The sequence below is a fragment of the Aeromonas sp. ANP5 genome (assembly GCF_963870295.1).
Taxonomy (GTDB): domain Bacteria; phylum Pseudomonadota; class Gammaproteobacteria; order Enterobacterales; family Aeromonadaceae; genus Aeromonas; species Aeromonas veronii.
Genome location: NZ_CAWMRY010000005.1, coordinates 49,143 through 68,340 on the forward strand (window position 1 = coordinate 49,143; position 19,198 = coordinate 68,340).

The 19,198-nt window shown below is 57.3% G+C and carries 18 protein-coding genes and 1 riboswitch; of the genes, 6 read left to right on the forward strand and 12 right to left on the reverse strand.

Annotated elements, in window-relative coordinates; genetic code table 11:
• Positions 1 to 170 precede the first annotated feature (170 nt).
• Together rlmF and AACT07_RS04605 are read right to left on the reverse strand one after the other, a co-directional pair.
• Positions 171 to 1,142, reverse strand: a complete 972-nt coding sequence (gene rlmF, locus AACT07_RS04600) for a 23S rRNA (adenine(1618)-N(6))-methyltransferase RlmF (protein ID WP_069526739.1) — start codon at positions 1,140 to 1,142, stop codon at positions 171 to 173.
• A gap of 148 nt (positions 1,143 to 1,290) precedes the next feature.
• Entirely contained in the window at positions 1,291 to 1,779 is a 489-nt protein-coding gene (locus AACT07_RS04605; protein WP_005334331.1) for a C40 family peptidase, read from the reverse strand.
• A 275-nt stretch (positions 1,780 to 2,054) separates the two neighbouring features.
• Between AACT07_RS04605 and AACT07_RS04610 the strand changes: the two genes are divergently transcribed.
• Both AACT07_RS04610 and AACT07_RS04615 read left to right on the forward strand, forming a co-directional pair.
• Positions 2,055 to 2,777: a 4'-phosphopantetheinyl transferase family protein gene (locus AACT07_RS04610; protein ID WP_069526740.1), complete on the forward strand. Its 723-nt coding sequence runs from the start codon at positions 2,055 to 2,057 to the stop codon at positions 2,775 to 2,777.
• The gene (locus AACT07_RS04615) at positions 2,774 to 3,622 is read left to right on the forward strand and encodes a tetratricopeptide repeat protein (RefSeq protein ID WP_069526741.1); all 849 of its coding nucleotides are present in this window, start codon (positions 2,774 to 2,776) and stop codon (positions 3,620 to 3,622) included. Before AACT07_RS04610 ends, AACT07_RS04615 begins: the two co-directional genes overlap by 4 nt.
• 155 nt (positions 3,623 to 3,777) lie before the next feature.
• Here AACT07_RS04615 and AACT07_RS04620 read toward each other — a convergent pair whose 3' ends face one another.
• Entirely contained in the window at positions 3,778 to 4,020 is a 243-nt protein-coding gene (locus tag AACT07_RS04620) for an Lpp/OprI family alanine-zipper lipoprotein (RefSeq protein WP_005334342.1), read from the reverse strand.
• 225 nt (positions 4,021 to 4,245) lie between these two features.
• Positions 4,246 to 4,899: a 3,4-dihydroxy-2-butanone-4-phosphate synthase gene (gene ribB, locus AACT07_RS04625; RefSeq protein WP_069526794.1), complete on the reverse strand. Its 654-nt coding sequence runs from the start codon at positions 4,897 to 4,899 to the stop codon at positions 4,246 to 4,248.
• Between the two features lie 104 nt (positions 4,900 to 5,003).
• A riboswitch (FMN riboswitch) is annotated at positions 5,004 to 5,160 on the reverse strand.
• A 259-nt stretch (positions 5,161 to 5,419) separates the two neighbouring features.
• Here ribB and purU point away from each other — a divergent pair.
• Complete coding sequence (gene purU / locus AACT07_RS04630; protein ID WP_005361738.1) at positions 5,420 to 6,256, forward strand: formyltetrahydrofolate deformylase; 837 nt, start codon at positions 5,420 to 5,422, stop codon at positions 6,254 to 6,256.
• Between the two features lie 80 nt (positions 6,257 to 6,336).
• On the opposite strand, the gene AACT07_RS04635 is transcribed toward purU, so the two are convergent.
• Together AACT07_RS04635 and cls are read right to left on the reverse strand one after the other, a co-directional pair.
• On the reverse strand, positions 6,337 to 7,599 hold the full coding sequence (locus AACT07_RS04635) for a DUF945 family protein (protein ID WP_069526742.1): 1,263 nt from the start codon (positions 7,597 to 7,599) through the stop codon (positions 6,337 to 6,339).
• A 107-nt stretch (positions 7,600 to 7,706) separates the two neighbouring features.
• Positions 7,707 to 9,188 carry a cardiolipin synthase gene (gene cls / locus AACT07_RS04640; protein ID WP_005361740.1) on the reverse strand — a complete coding sequence of 494 codons (1,482 nt, stop codon included), beginning with the start codon at positions 9,186 to 9,188 and terminating at the stop codon, positions 7,707 to 7,709.
• Positions 9,189 to 9,285: 97 nt separating this feature from the next.
• Between cls and AACT07_RS04645 the strand changes: the two genes are divergently transcribed.
• Positions 9,286 to 9,828, forward strand: coding sequence for a DUF1439 domain-containing protein (locus AACT07_RS04645; RefSeq protein ID WP_005353308.1), 543 nt, complete (start codon positions 9,286 to 9,288; stop codon positions 9,826 to 9,828).
• Between the two features lie 5 nt (positions 9,829 to 9,833).
• On the opposite strand, the gene AACT07_RS04650 is transcribed toward AACT07_RS04645, so the two are convergent.
• Positions 9,834 to 10,274, reverse strand: a complete 441-nt coding sequence (locus AACT07_RS04650; protein ID WP_041980377.1) for a GNAT family N-acetyltransferase — start codon at positions 10,272 to 10,274, stop codon at positions 9,834 to 9,836.
• A 328-nt stretch (positions 10,275 to 10,602) separates the two neighbouring features.
• Here AACT07_RS04650 and AACT07_RS04655 point away from each other — a divergent pair, with 328 nt between their 5' ends.
• Positions 10,603 to 11,352 carry a lytic transglycosylase domain-containing protein gene (locus AACT07_RS04655; RefSeq protein ID WP_445206771.1) on the forward strand — a complete coding sequence of 250 codons (750 nt, stop codon included), beginning with the start codon at positions 10,603 to 10,605 and terminating at the stop codon, positions 11,350 to 11,352.
• 92 nt (positions 11,353 to 11,444) lie between these two features.
• Here the strand turns inward: AACT07_RS04655 and aqpZ are convergent, their stop codons facing one another.
• Positions 11,445 to 12,134, reverse strand: coding sequence for an aquaporin Z (gene aqpZ, locus AACT07_RS04660; RefSeq protein ID WP_005361747.1), 690 nt, complete (start codon positions 12,132 to 12,134; stop codon positions 11,445 to 11,447).
• A 270-nt stretch (positions 12,135 to 12,404) separates the two neighbouring features.
• Positions 12,405 to 12,617 carry a DUF1653 domain-containing protein gene (locus AACT07_RS04665; RefSeq protein ID WP_005334366.1) on the reverse strand — a complete coding sequence of 71 codons (213 nt, stop codon included), beginning with the start codon at positions 12,615 to 12,617 and terminating at the stop codon, positions 12,405 to 12,407.
• A 381-nt stretch (positions 12,618 to 12,998) separates the two neighbouring features.
• Between AACT07_RS04665 and AACT07_RS04670 the strand changes: the two genes are divergently transcribed.
• Positions 12,999 to 14,213 (forward strand): pyridoxal phosphate-dependent aminotransferase, encoded by a 1,215-nt coding sequence (locus AACT07_RS04670; RefSeq protein ID WP_005334367.1) that lies wholly within the window; start codon positions 12,999 to 13,001, stop codon positions 14,211 to 14,213.
• A gap of 63 nt (positions 14,214 to 14,276) precedes the next feature.
• Here AACT07_RS04670 and AACT07_RS04675 read toward each other — a convergent pair whose 3' ends face one another.
• The 3 genes from AACT07_RS04675 to AACT07_RS04685 all read right to left on the reverse strand — a co-directional run bounded on the left by AACT07_RS04675 (position 14,277) and on the right by AACT07_RS04685 (position 19,020).
• Positions 14,277 to 15,752: a YfcC family protein gene (locus tag AACT07_RS04675; RefSeq protein WP_069526744.1), complete on the reverse strand. Its 1,476-nt coding sequence runs from the start codon at positions 15,750 to 15,752 to the stop codon at positions 14,277 to 14,279.
• 162 nt (positions 15,753 to 15,914) lie between these two features.
• Positions 15,915 to 17,108 (reverse strand): enoyl-ACP reductase FabV, encoded by a 1,194-nt coding sequence (gene fabV, locus AACT07_RS04680; RefSeq protein WP_005361765.1) that lies wholly within the window; start codon positions 17,106 to 17,108, stop codon positions 15,915 to 15,917.
• Positions 17,109 to 17,394: 286 nt separating this feature from the next.
• Positions 17,395 to 19,020 carry a methyl-accepting chemotaxis protein gene (locus AACT07_RS04685; protein ID WP_021229324.1) on the reverse strand — a complete coding sequence of 542 codons (1,626 nt, stop codon included), beginning with the start codon at positions 19,018 to 19,020 and terminating at the stop codon, positions 17,395 to 17,397.
• Positions 19,021 to 19,198 lie beyond the last annotated feature (178 nt).

Genomic DNA, 19,198 nt, shown 5'->3' on the forward strand with positions numbered 1-19,198 from the left:
TGCAAAAAAATCTCGGCGTACACCTGTACCAAGGCGGAAGTAACTACTTACACCATGTAAACCAGCACGATCTGCCAATGAGGAAATCGATTGCCAAAGATGCCGCCAGCAGCGGAAATTCGCGGGGCTCATCATGAAAAAAGGCCCTCATTGGGCCTTGTGGTGGGGACTCAGCGCGCGCTCGACCAGCCGCTACGCAATCCCTCCTCATCCAGAAAGGACCAGGCAAGGATCCGGCTCACCTTGTTGCCCTGCGCCATGTCGATCACCCGTACCTGACGCGCCCCCACCCGGCTCAACGCCTTTTTCGCCCCCGGCAAGTTCTCTTTTTTCGACACCAGCGAGCTGAACCAGAGGCACTGAGTGGCAAACTCCTTGCTCTGGGCAATCATGTTGGCCAGAAACGCCGCCTCGCCCCCTTCGCACCAGAGCTCGGCCTTCTGGCCGCCGAAGTTGAGCACAGGGGCGCCTGTCACCTCCTTGCCCAGATTGCGCAGCTTGCGCTCCGTCCCCTTGCTCGCCTCCTCCAGCGACGCATGAAACGGCGGATTGCACAACGTCAGGGCGAAGCGCTCCTTCGGCCCTATGATGCCGCGAAACACATGGTTGGGGTTACCCTGCAAACGACACTCAATCTGGTTGCCGAGCCCGTTGCTCCTGGCCAGCAGGGTGGCCGCCTTGACCGAGACCGGATCGATATCCGACCCAACAAAACGCCAGCCATATTCGCGGCAGCCGAGCAGCGGATAGATGCAGTTTGCCCCCACCCCGATATCCAGCACCCTCACCCCCTTGCCGGTAGGGAGCTGGCCTGCGCTCTCGGCCAACAGGTCGGCCGCCCAGTGCAGGTAGTCCACCCGTCCCGGGATAGGCGGGCAGAGGTAACCGGCAGGCAAGTCCCAGTGGGCAATCCCGTAGTGATGGGCCAGCAGGGCGCGATTGAGGGTCTTCACTGCATCGGGATTGGCAAAATCGATGGTGCGGGTGCCGTAGTCATTGATAAAGACGTGGGCAGCCAACTCGGGAGTTCGCAGGCAGAGCGCCTCAAAGTCGTAACCCGCCTGATGGCGATTACGGGAGTGAAGTCCGGATTTGCGGTCGCCCGACTTGGGGCCACCGGCTGATGGGATGCGGGGTTTCATGCTGAGCCTGCCGAAGAAAACGGGCCCACACTATAGTGATTTGACTCGGGAAAGTCTAAACGAGGGCAATAAAAAACCGGGCTATCGAGCCCGGTTCAAGTGAGGTTGGAAAAACAGTCCGTACTGCGAGCCGTTTGTCCAGCCTGACTCAGATATCGATCCGGCGAGCTTGCCAGAACTTGTTGCGCCAATATTGGCTATCCAGCTTGGAGCGCGTCACACCGGCTCGAGTCGAGGCGTGGATGAATTCGCCATTGCCGACATAGATACCAACGTGGTTGAGACGACGATTGATTTTGAAGAAGACCAGGTCACCCTCGACCAGATCCTGCTTGGAAACGCGCGTCCCTTCATGGACTTGGGAGCGGGTATCGCGGGGTAATTCGATACCGACGGCATTGCGGAACACTTCACGGGCAAAGGCGGAACAGTCGATACCGCGCTGGCTGCTGCCACCCATCCGGTACGGAACACCACGCCACTCTTTATATACAGTCAGGATTTCATTCACATCGGGTGTCTGGGAAGCTTCCGGTTCGATGACAGGTTCAACCATGGAAACTTCGATCTTGCTCGCGACCTCGGGTTGGGGTGCCGAGGCACAACCCACCATTCCGAGCGCGACCAGCAGTAGCATCAGGTGGCGCAATCCTTTATCCCCGCTAAATAGTAAATCTTGTTAAAATACGGCCCCAAAGGGCAATTTATAAGGCAACAGCACCCGACTATATCCAAGAATTCTATCGAGGCAAGTGAAAATCCCTATCAAGCTCACATTTTTGCAAGGAAATGCACGATTTTTCATAATTAATGTGATCATGCCCAAACAATATACAATCGCAAAAAGAGCCTTGGGCCTCATAGATAACTGGCTTTTATCCCTGCTTCAGCACCTTTTTAAAGTGAAAAATCATGATCGAAACCGATCTTTTTTTGTTAAAACCGGCCAGGGTATGCCAGGACCTGCTTGCTCAATTGCCTGAATGGCTGTCAACCGATGAGCAGCATATCTGGCAAACCATGACCCATCCTGAACGGCGTCAGGAATATCTGGTGAGCCGCGCCCTGCTGCGCCAGCTATTGGCCGAGCGGCTGCAACAACCTGCTGCCAGGCTGCAATTTTGCAACGGCCCCCAGGGCAAGCCCCGACTGCATGATGATGCTTGGCAGTTCAATCTGAGCCACAGTGGCAGCTGGCTGGTGCTGGCGCTCTGCCCACAGGGGCCGCTTGGGGTGGATATCGAGCTGGGCAAACGGCGGCATCATCCCCTCCCCCTGGCCCGCCGGTTTTATGCACAGAGTGAATATGAGTGGCTCTGCGCACTGCCTTCCCAAGAGCAGGAGAGCGCCTTCTACCGGCTCTGGTCACGCAAGGAGGCGGTACTGAAAGCCCACGGTGGCGGCATAGCGGCGGGACTGGAGAAAGTGCGGTTTCTCCCGGAGGAAAGATGGCGACTCGACAACCGGCTCGATGACACCCCTTATCAGGTACAAGATTGGCCCTTTGCCAGCGGCTGGCTCAGCCTCGCAGCGGCGGCAGCCCCTGTGACCTTTTACCGGCTGGATGAGCGCTTGAATTGCCACTCGCTTAACCCCATGTTACTCAACACCCTTTCTGAAGAGTCCAACTCATGATCGTCGACATTACTCCCCAGAATTTTCACGCTGAACTTATCGATGCGTCCATGAAGAAGCCGGTCGTCATCTATTTCCATGCTCCGCAGATGCCGGAGTGTCAGGGGATGACACCGCTGATCGAATCACTGGTTGGTCCCACCAATGAGCAGGTCACCCTGGCCAAGGTGGATATGAACGATCCCCAACTGCAGCCGCTGGCCAGTCAGCTCGGCCTGCGCGCCCTACCGGCGCTGGTGCTGTTCCATCAGGGTCGCCCTGACGAACAGGGGATCATCGAAGGGCCGCAGGATGAAGCCACCCTGCGCCAGTATTTCGCCGCCTTCGCCCCCAAAGAAGAGGAAGAGTTGCTGGCCAAGGGGCAACAGGCACTGGCTGACGAGCAGCCCAGCATCGCCTATGCCCATCTGACCAAGGCACACCAGCTGGCTCCTGAACGTCACGACATCAGCCTGTGGCTGATCCAGGCTGCGCTCGACCTCAATCTGCTGGAGGAAGCGCAGGAGCGCCTCGGCACCATCCCGATGGCGGCGCAGGATGGCCACTTCCATACCCTGAGCTCAAGGCTGGCGCTGGCCCTGCAAGCGGCAGACAGCCCGGAACTGCGCGCGCTGGAAGCCCGTCATGCAGAACAGCCTGATGATTTTTCCCTGACTCAGGAGCTGGCGGTGCAATACAACCAGGCTGGTCGTCAGGAAGAGGCGTTGGGACTGCTGCTGGAGATCCTCAAGCGGGATTTGGCATTCGGCGATGCCAGAAAGACCTATCTCGATATTCTGGCGACCATGGGCAGCACACCGGCGGCACAGAGCTACCGTCGCAAACTCTATAGTCTGCTCTACTGATCGGAATCGAACTGGCTGGTAATGATGGGGGAGTGCCGGGAGACCGGCATGACCTCATGGGTCAAGTACGAAAAAGGTGCTGTGGGAATAGTGGAGATACGGTGAATTTCAGGCAAAAAAAAATGGCGCAAAACTGCGCCATTTTTTCGCATGGATTACTTCTTGTAGGAAGTAGCCATGTTGTCGATGCGCTGGTTAGCACGCATAGCTTCTTGCTTGGCTTCGGCAACATCAGCAGCGATTTTGGACTGATCAGCACGAACTGCGCTAACATCTTGAGCCAGTTGGTCAACTTTGTTAGACAGATTCTGAACGGAAGTTTCCAGTTCGCTGGTGTTTGCACAACCGCCCAGCAGAGCGGACAGACCAACAACACCTACCAACAACAATTTTTTCATTTTTAAAGCTCCCTTGAACTCGCCAGACGTTTAGCAAGCGGCGTGATTATGGCACAAAAAAATCCTACTTTGCATAGTCCCCACCACAGATAAATGCATTAAAACCCTCATTTTTTTTTGAGTGAACAGTTTTTGTCCAGATTCGTCTAAAAAATGAGTGCCGTGTGGTGGGGGCACGGACAAAGGTTAACCAAATTTTTGCCTTATTACAATTTCGTATGAGGCTCAGGCTGTACGTTCTGACAGCAATTGACGATATTGCACCAGATCCTCGATGGTCAGCACCGGCATCTGGTGCTTGCGACCGAACGCAACCAGGTCTGGCAGACGCGCCATCGAGCCATCTTCCTTGGTCAATTCACACAACACACCAAACGGTTTGAGGCCAGCCAGCTGCATCAGATCGACCGTCGCTTCGGTATGACCACGGCGGGTAAGCACCCCACCGGTTCGCGCCCGCAGCGGGAAAACATGACCCGGGCGATGCAGATCTCCCGGTTTGGAGCCGTCTGCGATGGCTGCGCGGATGGTGGTGATGCGATCAGCCGCCGAGACACCGGTCGTGACCCCCTGCGCCGCTTCGATGGTCACGGTAAAGGCTGTCTGGTAGTGACTGGAGTTGGCCTCCACCATCATCGGCAGTTCGAGCTGGCGAACCCGCTCGTCGGGCAGGCAGAGGCAGACGATGCCGGAGCACTCGCGGATCATCAGCGCCATCTGTTCATTGGTCATGGATTCGGCGGCGAAAATGAGGTCGCCCTCGTTCTCCCGATCTTCATCGTCGGCCACCAGCACGCCGCATCCGGCACGCAAGGCAGACAGGGCCGCTTCGACACGGGCAACGGGATCACCGAATTCACTGAGTAGAGACTGATTCATGGTAAAACTCCTAAACAAGACAAGGACCAGAATCAGGGCATGGAAAGGCAGACAGAGACGGGTATGCAGCAGCCAGCCCACAAGGGCCAACACGGCAAGGTCTGTCTTATCCTCTTTCATCCGGACTATGACCGTCGGCTCCGGCATCTCACCGGATCTGCTGACCCCGACCTGGCAATCAGCCAAGTCGGGCGCTCGCGGGCTCCCCGAGTCAATCGGGATACCGCCGGTGGGGAATTGCACCCCGCCCTGAGAATAAGCGCAGACAGCCTAAAGAAAAACGGTTGCAGATACCAGCCAAAATCCCCCGCAGGCTGAAAAGCGTTTCAACATTGCGCCCGGGATCCCGCTCTGCGGCCTGCTCGCCAGCGTGCGAGGCTATGACTGGCGAATTTCTTTATGGCGCGGATCGGTTTATGGCATAGTTCCCGAAACCAAAAAACAGGGCCCGAAAAGAGAGCCTGAACAACGCTGCCGGCGCAGACAGCAGCGCCAACACCACAAACGGAAAATGACAGAGATGGAAAAGAAAATACTGCTCACGGATTGCCCGGATGCCAAAGGGCTCATCGCCAAGATCACCAACATCTGCTACAAGCACCAGCTCAACATCATCAAGAACGATGAGTTTGTGGATCACGAGAATGGCCGCTTCTTTATGCGTACCGAGCTGGAGGGGCGCTTCAACGACGAGACCCTGCTGGCCGACCTCGATGATGCCCTGCCCACCGGTGCCCAACGCCGTCTGGTCAAGGCGGGCAAGAAGCGCATCGTCATCCTGGTGACCAAGGAGACCCACTGCCTCGGCGATATTCTGATGAAGAACTACGCGGGCGCGCTGGATATGGATATCGTCGCGGTGATCGGCAACTATGACACCCTGGCCGAGCTCACCGGCAAGTTCGATATCCCGTTCCACACCGTCAGTCACGAGGATCTGAGCCGGACCGAACATGAAGAGCAGGTACGCGCCATCATCGACAGCTATGAGCCTGACTATGTGATCCTGGCCAAGTACATGCGGGTGCTGACCCCGAGCTTCGTCGAGGCCTATCCGCGCAAGATCCTCAACATCCACCACTCCTTCCTGCCCGCCTTCATCGGTGCCCGCCCCTACCGGCAGGCGTTTGATCGCGGCGTCAAGCTGATCGGCGCCACCGCCCACTTCGTGACCGACGATCTGGATGAAGGCCCCATCGTCGAACAGGACGTGATCCACGTCGGTCACGCCTTCAGTGCGGACGACATGGCCAAGGCTGGCCGGGATGTGGAGAAATCGGTGCTGAGCCGCGCGCTTGAGCTGGTACTGAACGAGCGGGTGTTCGTCTACGGCAACAAGACGGTGGTCTTCAAGTAATCCGCCCACACGGCACGTATGCAAACGCCAGAAACAACAACGGCTCCCGCGGGAGCCGTTGTTGTTTTTTACGCCGAGTGTCAGAGCGGCAGATCGTTTACCGTCACCGCGCCCTTCTCCAGCTTCAACTCGGAGGTCAGCGCTTGCTTGTCGGCCTTCAGATAACCCATCAGGGTCAGCTGATCGAGCATGGGGGCCAGTTGCGGCACCGCCTTGCCCAGCTTGTCGCTGAGGCTGGCATGCAGCATGCCGGAGAGGGCCTGCATGCCCGCGTCGCTGTTGAACAGCTGCTCCAGCGAGGTGGAGGCCAGCTTCACGTCCCCCTTCATGGTCACCGCCTCACCGTTGAGCTTGGCGCTGAGATCGGCCAGTTCAAGGGTCGCGCCACGTTTGAGCATCTTGTCCAGCGCCTGCTGGATGGCGGCATCTTCAACCCCCTTGCCACCGGCGGCCTGCAGCCCCTGATACCCTTCCAGATCCAGACCATTGAGGTTGACCGCCAACTTGCTGTCGGTCACCGCCAGGGTGTCGGTCTCGTTCTCCAGATCCAGCTTGGCAATTTTCATCTGATAGCTGCTGGAGAGGGTCTGGGCATCATCACCGGTCAGCTGAGTCTCGGTAGTCATCCCCTGCAGGGCGACCTTGACGCTGTCAGGCAGTTGTACCGTGAGGGCCGAGAGGGTCATCTCGCTCTGGGGCGAGAGGAGCACACCGCTGATCTCGGCAATGTCGGCACTCCCTTTCAGATCGGCCAGCACCAAGTCCATCTTGCTCTGCTCTTCATGGACCGTCATCCCCTGCCAGGTCATGGTGAGGTGACCATTCCCCTCCAGATTGCCGTGGAACTCGCCGCTCAGGGGCAGGAAGCTGAACTCGTCCAGCCCCTGTTTGATCTTGAATTCATTGGCCCAGAAACGGCTGCTGTTACCCTGGGTCCAGAGACTGGTGACCGACTCCAGACCGAGTTCCCACTGCTCCATGCCCAGTGCGGTGAAAACCGGCGCTAGCGAGCCATTATGGGTATCGAGCAGGAAGTGGCTCTTGATGTAGAGCGGGAGGATCTGGCTCCTGACCACCAGTTGCAACTCGATGGGCTGACTGCCCTCCAGCTCGCTGTCGATGGCAGCCAGCTCCTCCGGCGTCACCACGACCTTCAGGACCCCGTCACGGGTGAAGAGGTTGCTGCTGCCCGGCAGCCACTGCATGTCGAGCCCACTCTCTTTCTCCACCTTAGCGATCTGCTCCGCCATGATGTTGTCGAAGCTGTTGCCCGTGTACCAGCACGCAGCCAGACCACCACCTACCAGTGCCGCACCCACGGCGAGGGCCACTATCTTTTTCATATATCCATGTGTCTCCAGGGAGTTGTCACTGCACTCTACGGGGCGGACTCGGGGCTAGGCAAGTCCAATCAGATGGCGAGTCCACTTTCTTGCGGCTCGCCACAACATCACAGCAAGGGGCTGAAGAGATAGAAGATGTTCTCCATCGCCTTCTTGTACCAGGGGCGGGCCTGCCATTGGGCCAGGGTCATCGGGGTGGCTTCCGCCATATAGCCCTGTACCAGCCGGGTCATCTGGGCCACGAACGAGGGGTTGTCCACCAGCAGGGTCACCTCGAAGTTGAGCCAGAGGCTGCGCCGATCCAGATTGACCGTCCCCACCAGCGCGAAGTCATCATCCACCAGCACGCTCTTGGTATGGAGCAGACCGGCATCGTAGCGGTAGATCTCCACCCCGGCCGCCAGCAACTCCTCCATAAAGGCGTTGCAGGCGTAATTGGCCATGATGGAGTCGTTGCGTGCCGGCAACACCAGCTGCACCTGCACCCCACGCGCCGCTGCCGAACTGAGTGCGGCCGCCAGCGGATCGTCGGGTACAAAGTAGGGGGTTGTCAGCACCAGATGGCTGCGTGCCTGATAGATGGCCAGCAGCAGGCTCTGCTGGATGCAGTCGCCGCCAACGAAGGGGCCGGACGGGATCAGCTGGGCGCGGTAGTTGGTCTGGGGCCAGGCCTCCGGCTCATGCTGCAAACTGTCGAGCAGCCGCTCGCCGGTCTCCATCTCCCAGTCCCAGACGAAGATCGACCACATCAGCGGCACCATGGGCCCCTGCACCCGGATCATGATGTCGACCCACTGGCCGACCCCGGCATCCTGCTTGAAGAAACGGGGATCCACCATGTTCATGGAGCCGGTGTAACCCACCCTGTCATCGATCACCACCAGCTTGCGGTGCATCCGCAGATCCTGACGCTGGAACAGAATGCGCCAGGCGCCGACCGGCAGCACCTCCACCAGCTTGACCCCCGCTTTGCGCAGCTTTTTGGGCCAGTGGGAGCGGAAGAACTGTTTACTGCCCACCGAATCGAGCAGCAAGCGACAATCCACGCCGCGTTGCGCCACTTCAATCAGCGCCTCGCACACCTCGTCGGCATCGCCGCCCGGATGCCAGATATAGAACTCCAGATAGCAGGAGAGCGTCGAGCGACGGATATCCTGGGCAATCTCGCGCAAGATCCAGTCCGGCTTGTTGAGCAAGGTCATGCGGTTGCCAGAGAGCATCGGCATGGCGAGCCGTCCCTGGATCAGATCGTGCAGCGGCTGTGCCTTGGCGCCCACTTCGCAGCAGTGCTGCGGGAACAGACGGGCCAGTTGACGGATCCAGATGGCATAAGGGCGATACATGGCCTGGGCGCGCTCGGCACGACGGCGCCCCAGCTTTATTTCACCAAACAGCACATAGAAACCCACCCCGGCAAACGGAATGGCATAGATCAGCGCCAGCCAGGCCAGCGACACCCCGATGGGACGGCGTTTCATCACCACCCGAAACGACACCCCGGTGACAATCACGGTATGAAAAAGCAGTAGCAGCCAACCCAGAAAACGGGAAAACAGCAGTTGAAGATCGTGTTCCAGACCGTTAAACAACGGGGACTCCTTCTAATCGACAAACAGCGCGGTGGGCAGACCCCAACCGGCCGGGATGGTATGCTGTAAGGCAAATCCATTCTATCAGGTCGCACGCATGATCCTGCAATCTATGCTGCTCAGCCTGGCCATGCTAGGCCAAGGCTCATATGACATCAATGAGCAACAGATAAACCAGTACCTGCAATCTCAGGTGCAAGTCGACAAACAGCTGGAGCTGCCGGGCATCATCAAGGCCCATGTGACGCTTGAGCAGAGCGATGTCCAGATCGGTCGCCAGCGCCCCGATACCGCCCGGGTCTATGGCAAGGGCAAGCTCAAAATCGCCCTGCCAGACAATACCGAATATGACGCCCGCCTGCAGATGACCTATGAGGCGAGGCCCCGCTATGACAAGAGCCAGAGCGCGCTGTTTCTCGATAACATGAAGCTGGTGGAGTACAAGCTGGAGCCGGAGGCGGCCGAGAAGAAGTTCGGGCTGATGCTCAACATGCTGCTGCAGAGCATGGAGAAGCGGCTCGAGACCAAACCGGTCTACAAACTCAATGACAAGGATCCGGATCAGGCCTGGCTGAAGGAGAATCTGCTGGGGCTGGAGCTGTCACCGGGCAAGATCCACCTGCTGACCAAACCGCGCTAAACCGCTCAATTCAGGAGGGGCTGGGTGGTATCCCGTACCAGCAGCTCCACCTGATAACCCTGCTGCTGCTGCCGCTCGTAGAGGGAGAAAAGCGACCCGCTCAATTGATTGAGGGGCATATCGGCAAACCCGGCCTTGAGATAGAAAGGCTTCTCGAAGGGCAGCGCCTGACAGACCACAGGTTTGTCCAACAGACCGTGACAGGCGTGCTGCAGCAGCCGTGACCCCAATCCCAGCGACTGGTAGTGGGGCAACAGGCGAAAGCCGCACAGATGGTAAAACTCCTCCTCGTCCCGTAACCGAACCGCCCCCACCAGCCAGTGAGCATCACGCACGACAAAGATCCGCTCGGCCAGATCCGGCACATAGTGGGAAAACGTCGTCTCGTAATAGTCCCTGATTAGGGAGAGGTCGGCGTCGCAGTACTCTTCGAAAGTGAGTTCCATCGCCAGCTTGCTTGTCACAGACAAATCCTTTGATAATCAGTTATTAGTGCCAGATACGGTGCGCTAATCCGACCACATGACGCCAGCACGATAGCATGCCTTTCGTCAACAAAAAAGCGGACGTCGTGGGCAGCTTGCTTACCTGGTGGAAGAGGCCATTACCCACCGCCAGACGGCCAAAACCGTGCTTTATGATGACAATCCTTTATTGCGGCGGATACTTTGATCCCGGTCACCGAATCGGATCATTTGCCCCCTGTTGGCCGCTTGTTCTGCCCTCGTCATGATGCTTTACTCAACATGGTCATCACAAGAAGGAGTATCAGGGTTGAAAGCATGGATGCTGGCAGGCCATATGTTGTTGATCCCCCTGAGCGGATGGAGCCAGACTCCCCCCCCCGCGGAGGTGATCTTCCTGACCGCAGCTCCCTCCCCCTTGCGTCCGAGCAAAGATGCCACTCCCGCCTCACAACCCGACACCGCTCAAACAGCGGCAGTCGCCACCAACGGCAAGAAGCAGATCCAGGTCTATAAATCGGTGCAACAGAACGGGGTGGTTCGCTACTCCGATATGGCACCCGAAGAGGGCCATTACGAGCTGCTGCTGTTCAACGACTGCTTCGCCTGCGACCCCAAATCCAGCGTCAACTGGCAAACTACAGGGCTGTTTCTCTATGACTATGCCAGCACCATCAAGGCGGCTGCCAAAATCTATCAGGTTGAGCCTGCGCTGATCCGGGCGCTGATCCATGCGGAATCCGCTTTCAATCCACTGGCGGTCTCCCGCAAGGGGGCGATGGGGCTGACCCAACTGATGCCCGCCACAGCGCGGGAGTTGGGGGTCGGCAATGCCTTGCTGGCGGAGCAGAATATCTTCGGCGGGGTGAAATACCTGGCGGGACTGCTCAAACAGTATGACGGCAACGTGGCGCTGGCGACCGCGGCCTACAACGCCGGTGCGGGCGCCGTACAAAAACATGGCGGTATCCCGCCCTATGCGGAAACCCGTGCCTATGTGGAGCGCGTCCAGCTCCTCCACCTGCGCTACAAAGAGATGCTGCAGGCCAAAGGGCTCTGAGGTTAGCCTCGGTTAATGCTCTTTTCTTGCCCCTCCAGAAACAAATAACACGCCCGCAGGCGTGTCGATACCACACTTTGTTTCGCAAATGATTACTTCTGCTCAGTCGCCACCAGGCGATAAGCCAGCGCACCCAGAATGGCACCGACAATCGGGGCAACCCAGAACAGCCACAGCTGGCTGATAGCCCAGTCACCGACAAACAGCGCAACACCGGTACTGCGGGCCGGGTTGACCGAGGTATTGGTCACCGGAATGCTGACAAGGTGGATCAGGGTCAGGCACAGACCGATGGCGATCGGCGCGAAACCGGCAGGCGCACGGCTATCAGTTGCCCCCATGATGACAAACAGGAAGAAACCGGTCATCACCACTTCACACACAAGTGCGGCAGTCAGGCTATAACCACCCGGAGAGTGCTCACCGTAGCCGTTGGAAGCAAAACCGGCAGAGAGATCAAACCCGGCCTGACCGCTGGCAATCACGTAAAGCACGGCAGCGGCGGCAATGCCACCCAGCACTTGCGCCACGATATAAGGCAGTACACCGGATGCCGGAAAACGACCACCCGCCCACAGACCGACGGTCACGGCCGGATTGAGGTGGCAACCGGAGATATGGCCGATGGCAAACGCCATAGTCAGCACGGTCAGACCGAAAGCCAGCGAGACCCCCAACAGACCAATCCCGACGTGAGGGAAGGCTGCAGCCAGCACGGCACTGCCGCAACCGCCCAATACCAGCCAGAAAGTGCCCATAAACTCAGCAGCAACAGGTTTCACATTATTTCTCCCATTTGAGATAACACCGAACAAGACCCGAGAAGGGCCCATGCTTGAACAAGCGCAGCATTATGGGAGTGTGAGTCCAGATTGCGAACCCGGCAGGCGGGGCTCACTGAATGTGATATTCGTCACAATTTGTTGATTAGATAAGGGATTTATCATTAAGACAGCCGGCTGCACATCTCATACCCAAGGGCGTCATGCGACAACTTGTGACACCATTTAGCTCGAGTGCTCATCCCTTGAGCGATATAAACGGAGGCGTGGTCAGTCTCCTGCAGGGGCAAAACGGCTGACAACCTGCCCCTGATGCTCAATCCACTCCATAAACATGGCGACGGGTCGGGCATAGACCTGACCATCCTGCTCGGATTGATAAATTACCAGCTGCTCCTGGGTTTCGGTATGCAGAGCCAGGGCAAGCACTTGATAGTAACCCCCCTTGAAGTGGCGATAGCGGCCTGGAACGGGTGCTTGCATGGGAAAACCTCGCAGAAGTGAACACCGATGAGCGAACCACATAAAGATGACACCATGAGTGCCAGTCAACTCATCGAAAAGGGGGACGAAGACGATTTTTTACACAAGCCAATCGTGCCACAGGATCCGGATATTGCAACACAGTCAGGCAGCTTTGTTAATTCGTTCCCCATGTTTCACTAGTTAACCTTGGTTAGCACCAAAGATCGTGCTGAATTTAACGTTCTAGCAACCCTGTTTTAGGGCTAAAAATCAGGGAATTCTTCTAAAAAGAGGATTGTTCTAGCATTCAATTCTGTGAAGAATAGGGGAAAAGAAATTTGATACTAAAAATCGCCTTTTTCGCCAACGCGTCCCTGTGGGGAAGGAATCACACTCACCATGTTCACAATCGACAAGTCGCACAAGCTCGACGATGTCTGCTATGACATCCGCGGCCCGGTGCATAAAGAGGCTCGCCGTCTCGAAGACGAAGGCCACCGCATTCTCAAGCTCAACATCGGCAACCCGGCCCCGTTCGGCTTTGATGCGCCGGAAGAGATCATCAAGGATGTGATCCTCAACATGCCGCTGAGCCAGGGCTACTGCGACTCCAAGGGGCTGTTCTCTGCCCGTAAAGCGGTGATGCAGTACTACCAGCAAAAAGGGATGCGCAAGGTCGATATCGACGACATCTACATTGGCAATGGCGCCAGCGAGCTGATCGTGATGGCGATGCAGGCGCTGCTCAACAATGGCGACGAGATGCTGGTACCCTCCCCCGACTACCCGCTCTGGACTGCCGCAGTCACCCTCTCCGGTGGCCATGCAGTGCACTACCGCTGTGACGAAGGGGCTGACTGGTATCCGGATCTCGACGACATCCGCGCCCGCATCACCCCGCGCACCCGCGGCCTGGTGCTGATCAACCCCAACAACCCGACCGGTGCCGTTTACGGCAGCGAGTTCCTGCTGGAGGTGATCGAAATCGCCCGCCAGCACAATCTCATCATCTTCGCTGACGAGATCTACGACAAGATCCTCTACGACGATATCTCCCACACCAGCGTCTGCACCCTGTGCGACGATGTGATGGTGGTGACCTTCAACGGCCTCTCCAAGGCCTACCGCGCCTGCGGCTTCCGTCAGGGCTGGATGGTCATCACCGGCCCCAAAGGCCGTGCTCGCGGTTACATTGAAGGGCTGGAGATGCTGGCCTCCATGCGGCTGTGTGCCAATGTGCCGATGCAGCACGCTATCCAGACAGCCCTTGGTGGCTATCAGAGCATCAACGAGCTGATCCTGCCGGGCGGTCGCCTGCGCAAGCAGCGGGACAAGGCATGGGAGCTCTTGAACGAGATCCCCGGGGTCTCCTGCGTCAAACCCAAGGGGGCGCTCTACATGTTCCCCCGCCTCGACCCTAAGGTGTATGACATCCGCGATGACCAGAAGATGGTGTTCGACCTGCTGCAGCAGGAGAAGCTGCTGCTGGTGCAAGGCACCGGTTTCAACTGGCCGGCGCCGGATCACTTCCGGCTGGTGTTCCTGCCCCGCGAAGAGGAGCTGGAGGATGCCATCGGCCGCCTCGCCCGCTTCCTCAAGGGCTACAAGCAGTAAGCAAAGCTCATGAAAAAGGCTCCCGCGGGAGCCTTTTTGTTATCTGTCGTTGTATCCGTGCCATCAGCCGTGCAGCAGGGCACCGGCCACCAGCACCGCCATGGTGATGAGGGCTACGCCTATGATAAAGGGCAGCACCCAGCGCACAAAGCGATCGTAGGGGATCTTGGCGAGCGCCAGACCGGCCACCAGATGGGCGGCGGTAGGGGCGAACAGGTTGATCCAGCCGGAGGCGGACTGATAGGCCGTGATCACCAGATCCCGCGAGATGCCGGAGAAATCAGCCAGCGGCCCCATCAGCGGCATGGAGACGGTCGCCAGCCCCGAGGTGGAGGGGATGAAGAAGCTCAGGATGATGTGCACCAGATAGGCCATCAGGATGAAGACCGACGAGGAGAGTCCGGTCACCAGCCCTTCGGCCCAGTGCAAAATGGTGTCGATGATGACGCCCTGCTCCATCACCACATAGATGCCGCGCGCCACCGCCACCACCAGCGCCACCCCGATAAGATCCCGAGCGCCGCTGAGGAAGGTGGCCACATAGTTGGATTCCGGCATCCGGTTGATTAGCGCGATCAGAATGGAGGCGCTGAAGAACAGGGTGGATAGCTCGTCAAACCACCAGCCAAAGGTGGGCAGCACGTCGATCCCCAAATCGGACCAGGGCACCACCGCATAGATCATCAGCAGGAAGGTGCCGAAGAAGACCAGCATGGTGAGCTTCTGCTTGCCGGTGAAGGCGAGGTTGCCGCTCTTCATCTGGGAGAACTCGTCGTCATAGACGATGTCGGCCAGCACGGAGCGGGATTTGTCCTGCTGCACCTGCTTGGCATAGCGCATCACGAACCAGGAGGCAAAGATCACCAGCAGCAGCCACTGGATGACCCGCAAACCGATCCCTTCGCCGATGGGGATACCGGCAAAACCGGAGGCAATGCCGGTGGCAAACGGGTTGACGGTGGAGGCGAGCACCCCGACCCCGGAGCCGAGCAGGATAATGCCCGCCGCCACCATGCGATCGAAGCCCGCCGCCATCATCACCGGCACGATCAGCGCCCAGAAGGCCACCGTCTCCTCCGCCATGCCGAAAGTGGAGCCGCCGAGGGCAAACAGGGCGATCAACACAGGAATTAGCAGCCGCTCACGGCCGGCAAAGCCGCGCACAATGGCCCCCACCCCGGCATCGAGCGCACCGCTTTGCATGGTCACCGCCAGAAAGCCGCCGATGATGAGCACGAACAGCGCCACGTCGGCCGCCTTGTGAAAGCCCTGAATGGGGGCCTTGAGCACCTCGAACACTCCTTGCGGGTGGGCGGGTAACTCGGTGTAGCTGCTAGGCACCGGCAACAGCCGCTCGTCGCCGCTGTAATCGGCCACGGCCGCTGCCGCAACCGGCTGCTGGGTCTTGGCGGTAACATAGTCATATTTGCCCGCTGGCAGCACCCAGGTGAGGGCGGCCATCAGCGCGATGATGATGAAAAGCAGGGTATAAACTGTGGGGAGTTGGCGCTTCTTGGGCGCCTCGTTTGGAGTGGTCATAGCTTCCGTACCTCGGCAATGCCGTCTGTGATCCGATCAGCGCAAGACTAGCGGGTTTGATATGGGAAAAAGGTGATCGCTGATAATAAAATTCCGCAAATTAGCGGAATGTTTGCCAAAAAAACAGGGCCCCGCGGGGCCCTGTCTTCACTTGAGTCAGACTCAGAGCTCGACCACGTCGAATTTCACGTCCGGATTTACATCCGCATCGTAATCGACCTCATCCAGACCGAAACCGAACAGGCGCAGGAACTCCTGCTTGTAGCCGGTGTAATCGGTCAATTCGGAGAGGTTTTCGCTGGTGATGGACGGCCACAGGTCACGGCAGGTCTGCTGCACATCTTCGCGCAGTTCCCAGTCATCCATGCGGATGCGAGCCTGATCGTCCAGCGCCATGTCAGACGCGTAGAGACGGGTGCGCATCATGCGATCCACCTGCTCCATGCACCCCTCGTGAATGCCCTTCTCCTTCATGATCTTGAAGGCCATGGAGATATAGAGCGGCATCACCGGAATGGCGGAAGAAGCCTGGGTCACCACGGATTTGAGCACGGCCACGTGAGCGGTGCCGCCCTTGGCAGCCAGATCGCCACGGATGGCTGCAGCGGCGCGGTCCAGATCTTCCTTGGCGCGGCCCAGAGTGCCATGCCAGTAGATTGGCCAGGTCAGATCGGTACCGATGTAGGAGTAGGCCACGGACTTGGCACCGTCAGCCAGCACGCCTGCATCACGCAGGGCTGCCATCCACAGCTCCCAATCCTGACCGCCCATGACGGTGATGGTGTTCTGGATCTCTTCCTCGTTCGCCGGCTCGACGGTGGCGGTGATGATCTGATCCTTGTTGGTATCGATGGCGGTGGTGGTGTAGACCTCACCGATGGGCTTGAGGGCAGAGCGCACCACTTCGCCGGTTTCCGGCATCTTGCGCACCGGAGAGGCCAGGGAGTAGACAACCAGATCGATTTGACCCAGATCCTGCTTGATAAGCTCGATCACCTTGGCGCGGCATTCGTTGGAGAAGGCATCGCCGTTGACGCTCTTGGCGTAGAGGCCCGCCTCTTTGGCTGCCTTGTCGAAGGCGGCAGAGTTGTACCAGCCAGCGGTACCGGTCTTGGACTCGGTGCCCGCTTTTTCAAAGAAGACGCCGAGGGTGGCGGCGCCGCTACCGAAGGCAGCCGCAATCCGGGAGGCCAGGCCATAACCGGTGGAAGCGCCGATCACCAGCACCTTCTTGGGACCATTCTCGATGGTGCCCTTGGCCTTGGTATAAGCGATCTGGCGACGAACATTGGCTTCACAACCGACCGGATGAGTGGTGGTGCAGATAAAGCCGCGAACCTTGGGTTTGATGATCATATGGGGTCTCGGATCCGTTTAATGGATGAAATCGGGGCATAAGATACCTCATCTTGCCGCGATAAGGTGCTCTGATGTGTTGAACTGCGGCAAAAATGGCCATTCAGGGTGACGGCTGCCGTCAAAAATGCACATTCTTTGGAAAGCATCACTTCATCAGTCCGGTAATGAATCTTCCCATATCTATAGAAACCGATGACATGTTTCAACGCAGGTGCAGTACGACCAACATGATACAAAAAGGCCCCGAACTCTCGGGGCCTGGGGGTAATGTCATCGAACTATATCAAGCGGCATGTGAGCGCCATTTAAAATGATTAATCTGTGTTCTCATTGACTTGGCCATCTCATCAAGACGCTGACACTTGGCCGATACATGGGCTGCCGAGTCCGAGGTATGTACTGCGATATCGGCAATATTGACCATGCTGCGCGTCATCTCTTCGGTGACTTTGCTTTGCTCTTCGGCTGCAGCAGCGACTTGCACATTGAGATTATTCAGATCATCCACCGCACTCACAATTTCTTCCAAAGAGACGCCACACGTCAGCATCAGGGTATTCGTCTTCTCCACTTCAGATAATCCGATATTCATACTATCAACAGCCATAGTTGCATTCTGTTGCAGGCGATTGACGGTGTTCTGGATTTCTCCGGTAGAGTTTTGGGTGCGCTGAGCAAGTACCCGGACTTCATCAGCCACAACAGCGAAGCCACGCCCCTGCTCACCCGCTCTGGCGGCTTCAATTGCCGCATTCAGTGCCAATAAATTGGTTTGTTCGGCAATCGAGCGAATAACCCCCATCACCTGGGTAATGTTATTGCTTTCGATAGCCAGGTTTTGCAGCACAGTGGATGTATTTTGCAATTGACCAGAGAGCAGAGCCATATTCCCAATGGTCTCCTTGACAACCGCTTGCCCCTCTTCTGCCTTGTTTTCAGCCTGACGGGCGGCAATTGCAGCACTATTTGTATTCTGGGCGATTTCGTTAACCGTTGCGCTCATCTCATTCATCGCCGCAGCGCTCTGATCTGTCTCCAGACGCTGCTGGGCCATTTGCTCTGCACTGGTTAGCCCCAGCTCGTTCAGTGCATCGGCGCCTGTCGATAACTGTTCGGCCACGTCATCCATTTCGCCAATCAATCTGCGGAAATGGCTAACCATATCATTCAGCGCCCGTGCGACTTGCCCCAATTCATCTTCCCGAATGACGGGGACGGTGACGGTCAAATCCTGCTCATGCTGCAATTTGTAAAGTGCTCTGCGCAAAGCGGTGAGCGGTTGACTGATCCCGCGAAAAATCCAGATCCCCAGCACGGATAAAGCGAACAGGGCAATCCCGGTGATGGAGAGGAAGGCAAATGAAAAATCAACGGCCAAACTTTCCAGGGTACCAACATGCTCATCTGCAAATCTCAGCTGGAGTTCAACCAGCTTGCCCAGCTCCTCATTAAAAGGATCAACCGTGCTGTATAACTGATGAATTGCCTTATCAAGAGGAGCTTTTAATGAAAGATCACTCTTAATACCATCCAGTGTAATGTCGGCTTTGTTCATCAATACCTGGGCAGACTCCGCAATCGCACGCTCTTCCGCAGACATCTTCTGGGCCATGTAACGCTTCCATTCCGTTGCTGCTTTTAACTGCGCTTCAGTAACGGAACGTTTTGCCTCTTCACGGGTGATTAATCCAACATGCGCTTTATTGATCGCATCAACGACACTGACCGCATACAAGTCTGAAATCAGCTTCAGTTCGGATAACTGCTGCACCTCCTCTTCATTCACCTGATGGGCAGCCTGATTCATCAGGCGCATCCCCCAAAGGGAGAGAGTGCACAGCAAAATCATACAAAACAGCGGTACCACAACCAGCATCAATAATTTGCTACGAACCGAGATCCCTTTCATGGTGTCGTCCTCATACTCAGGCCACTGGTCGTTTAATATGCAATTGATACACCAAGCATCACGCGACCACTCATTTCAATACAATCACCCGCTAACCTCATTAAAAAGCGCGGTCTGTGCACCATAGTGCAATGCAAGTTGCAACCTGTTCGCAAAACCAGACCTTAAACACATCACC

Excerpts from the sequence above, each read along its gene's own strand:
- rlmF (WP_069526739.1), bottom strand. The coding sequence starts at position 1,142 with ATGAAACCCCGCATCCCATCAGCCGGTGGCCCCAAGTCGGGCGACCGC.
- AACT07_RS04605 (WP_005334331.1), bottom strand. The coding sequence starts at position 1,779 with ATGCTACTGCTGGTCGCGCTCGGAATGGTGGGTTGTGCCTCGGCACCC.
- AACT07_RS04610 (WP_069526740.1), top strand. The coding sequence starts at position 2,055 with ATGATCGAAACCGATCTTTTTTTGTTAAAACCGGCCAGGGTATGCCAG.
- AACT07_RS04615 (WP_069526741.1), top strand. The coding sequence starts at position 2,774 with ATGATCGTCGACATTACTCCCCAGAATTTTCACGCTGAACTTATCGAT.
- AACT07_RS04620 (WP_005334342.1), bottom strand. The coding sequence starts at position 4,020 with ATGAAAAAATTGTTGTTGGTAGGTGTTGTTGGTCTGTCCGCTCTGCTG.
- ribB (WP_069526794.1), bottom strand. The coding sequence starts at position 4,899 with ATGAATCAGTCTCTACTCAGTGAATTCGGTGATCCCGTTGCCCGTGTC.
- purU (WP_005361738.1), top strand. The coding sequence starts at position 5,420 with ATGGAAAAGAAAATACTGCTCACGGATTGCCCGGATGCCAAAGGGCTC.
- AACT07_RS04635 (WP_069526742.1), bottom strand. The coding sequence starts at position 7,599 with ATGAAAAAGATAGTGGCCCTCGCCGTGGGTGCGGCACTGGTAGGTGGT.
- AACT07_RS04645 (WP_005353308.1), top strand. The coding sequence starts at position 9,286 with ATGATCCTGCAATCTATGCTGCTCAGCCTGGCCATGCTAGGCCAAGGC.
- AACT07_RS04650 (WP_041980377.1), bottom strand. The coding sequence starts at position 10,274 with ATGGAACTCACTTTCGAAGAGTACTGCGACGCCGACCTCTCCCTAATC.
- AACT07_RS04665 (WP_005334366.1), bottom strand. The coding sequence starts at position 12,617 with ATGCAAGCACCCGTTCCAGGCCGCTATCGCCACTTCAAGGGGGGTTAC.
- AACT07_RS04670 (WP_005334367.1), top strand. The coding sequence starts at position 12,999 with ATGTTCACAATCGACAAGTCGCACAAGCTCGACGATGTCTGCTATGAC.
- AACT07_RS04675 (WP_069526744.1), bottom strand. The coding sequence starts at position 15,752 with ATGACCACTCCAAACGAGGCGCCCAAGAAGCGCCAACTCCCCACAGTT.
- fabV (WP_005361765.1), bottom strand. The coding sequence starts at position 17,108 with ATGATCATCAAACCCAAGGTTCGCGGCTTTATCTGCACCACCACTCAT.
- AACT07_RS04685 (WP_021229324.1), bottom strand. The coding sequence starts at position 19,020 with ATGAAAGGGATCTCGGTTCGTAGCAAATTATTGATGCTGGTTGTGGTA.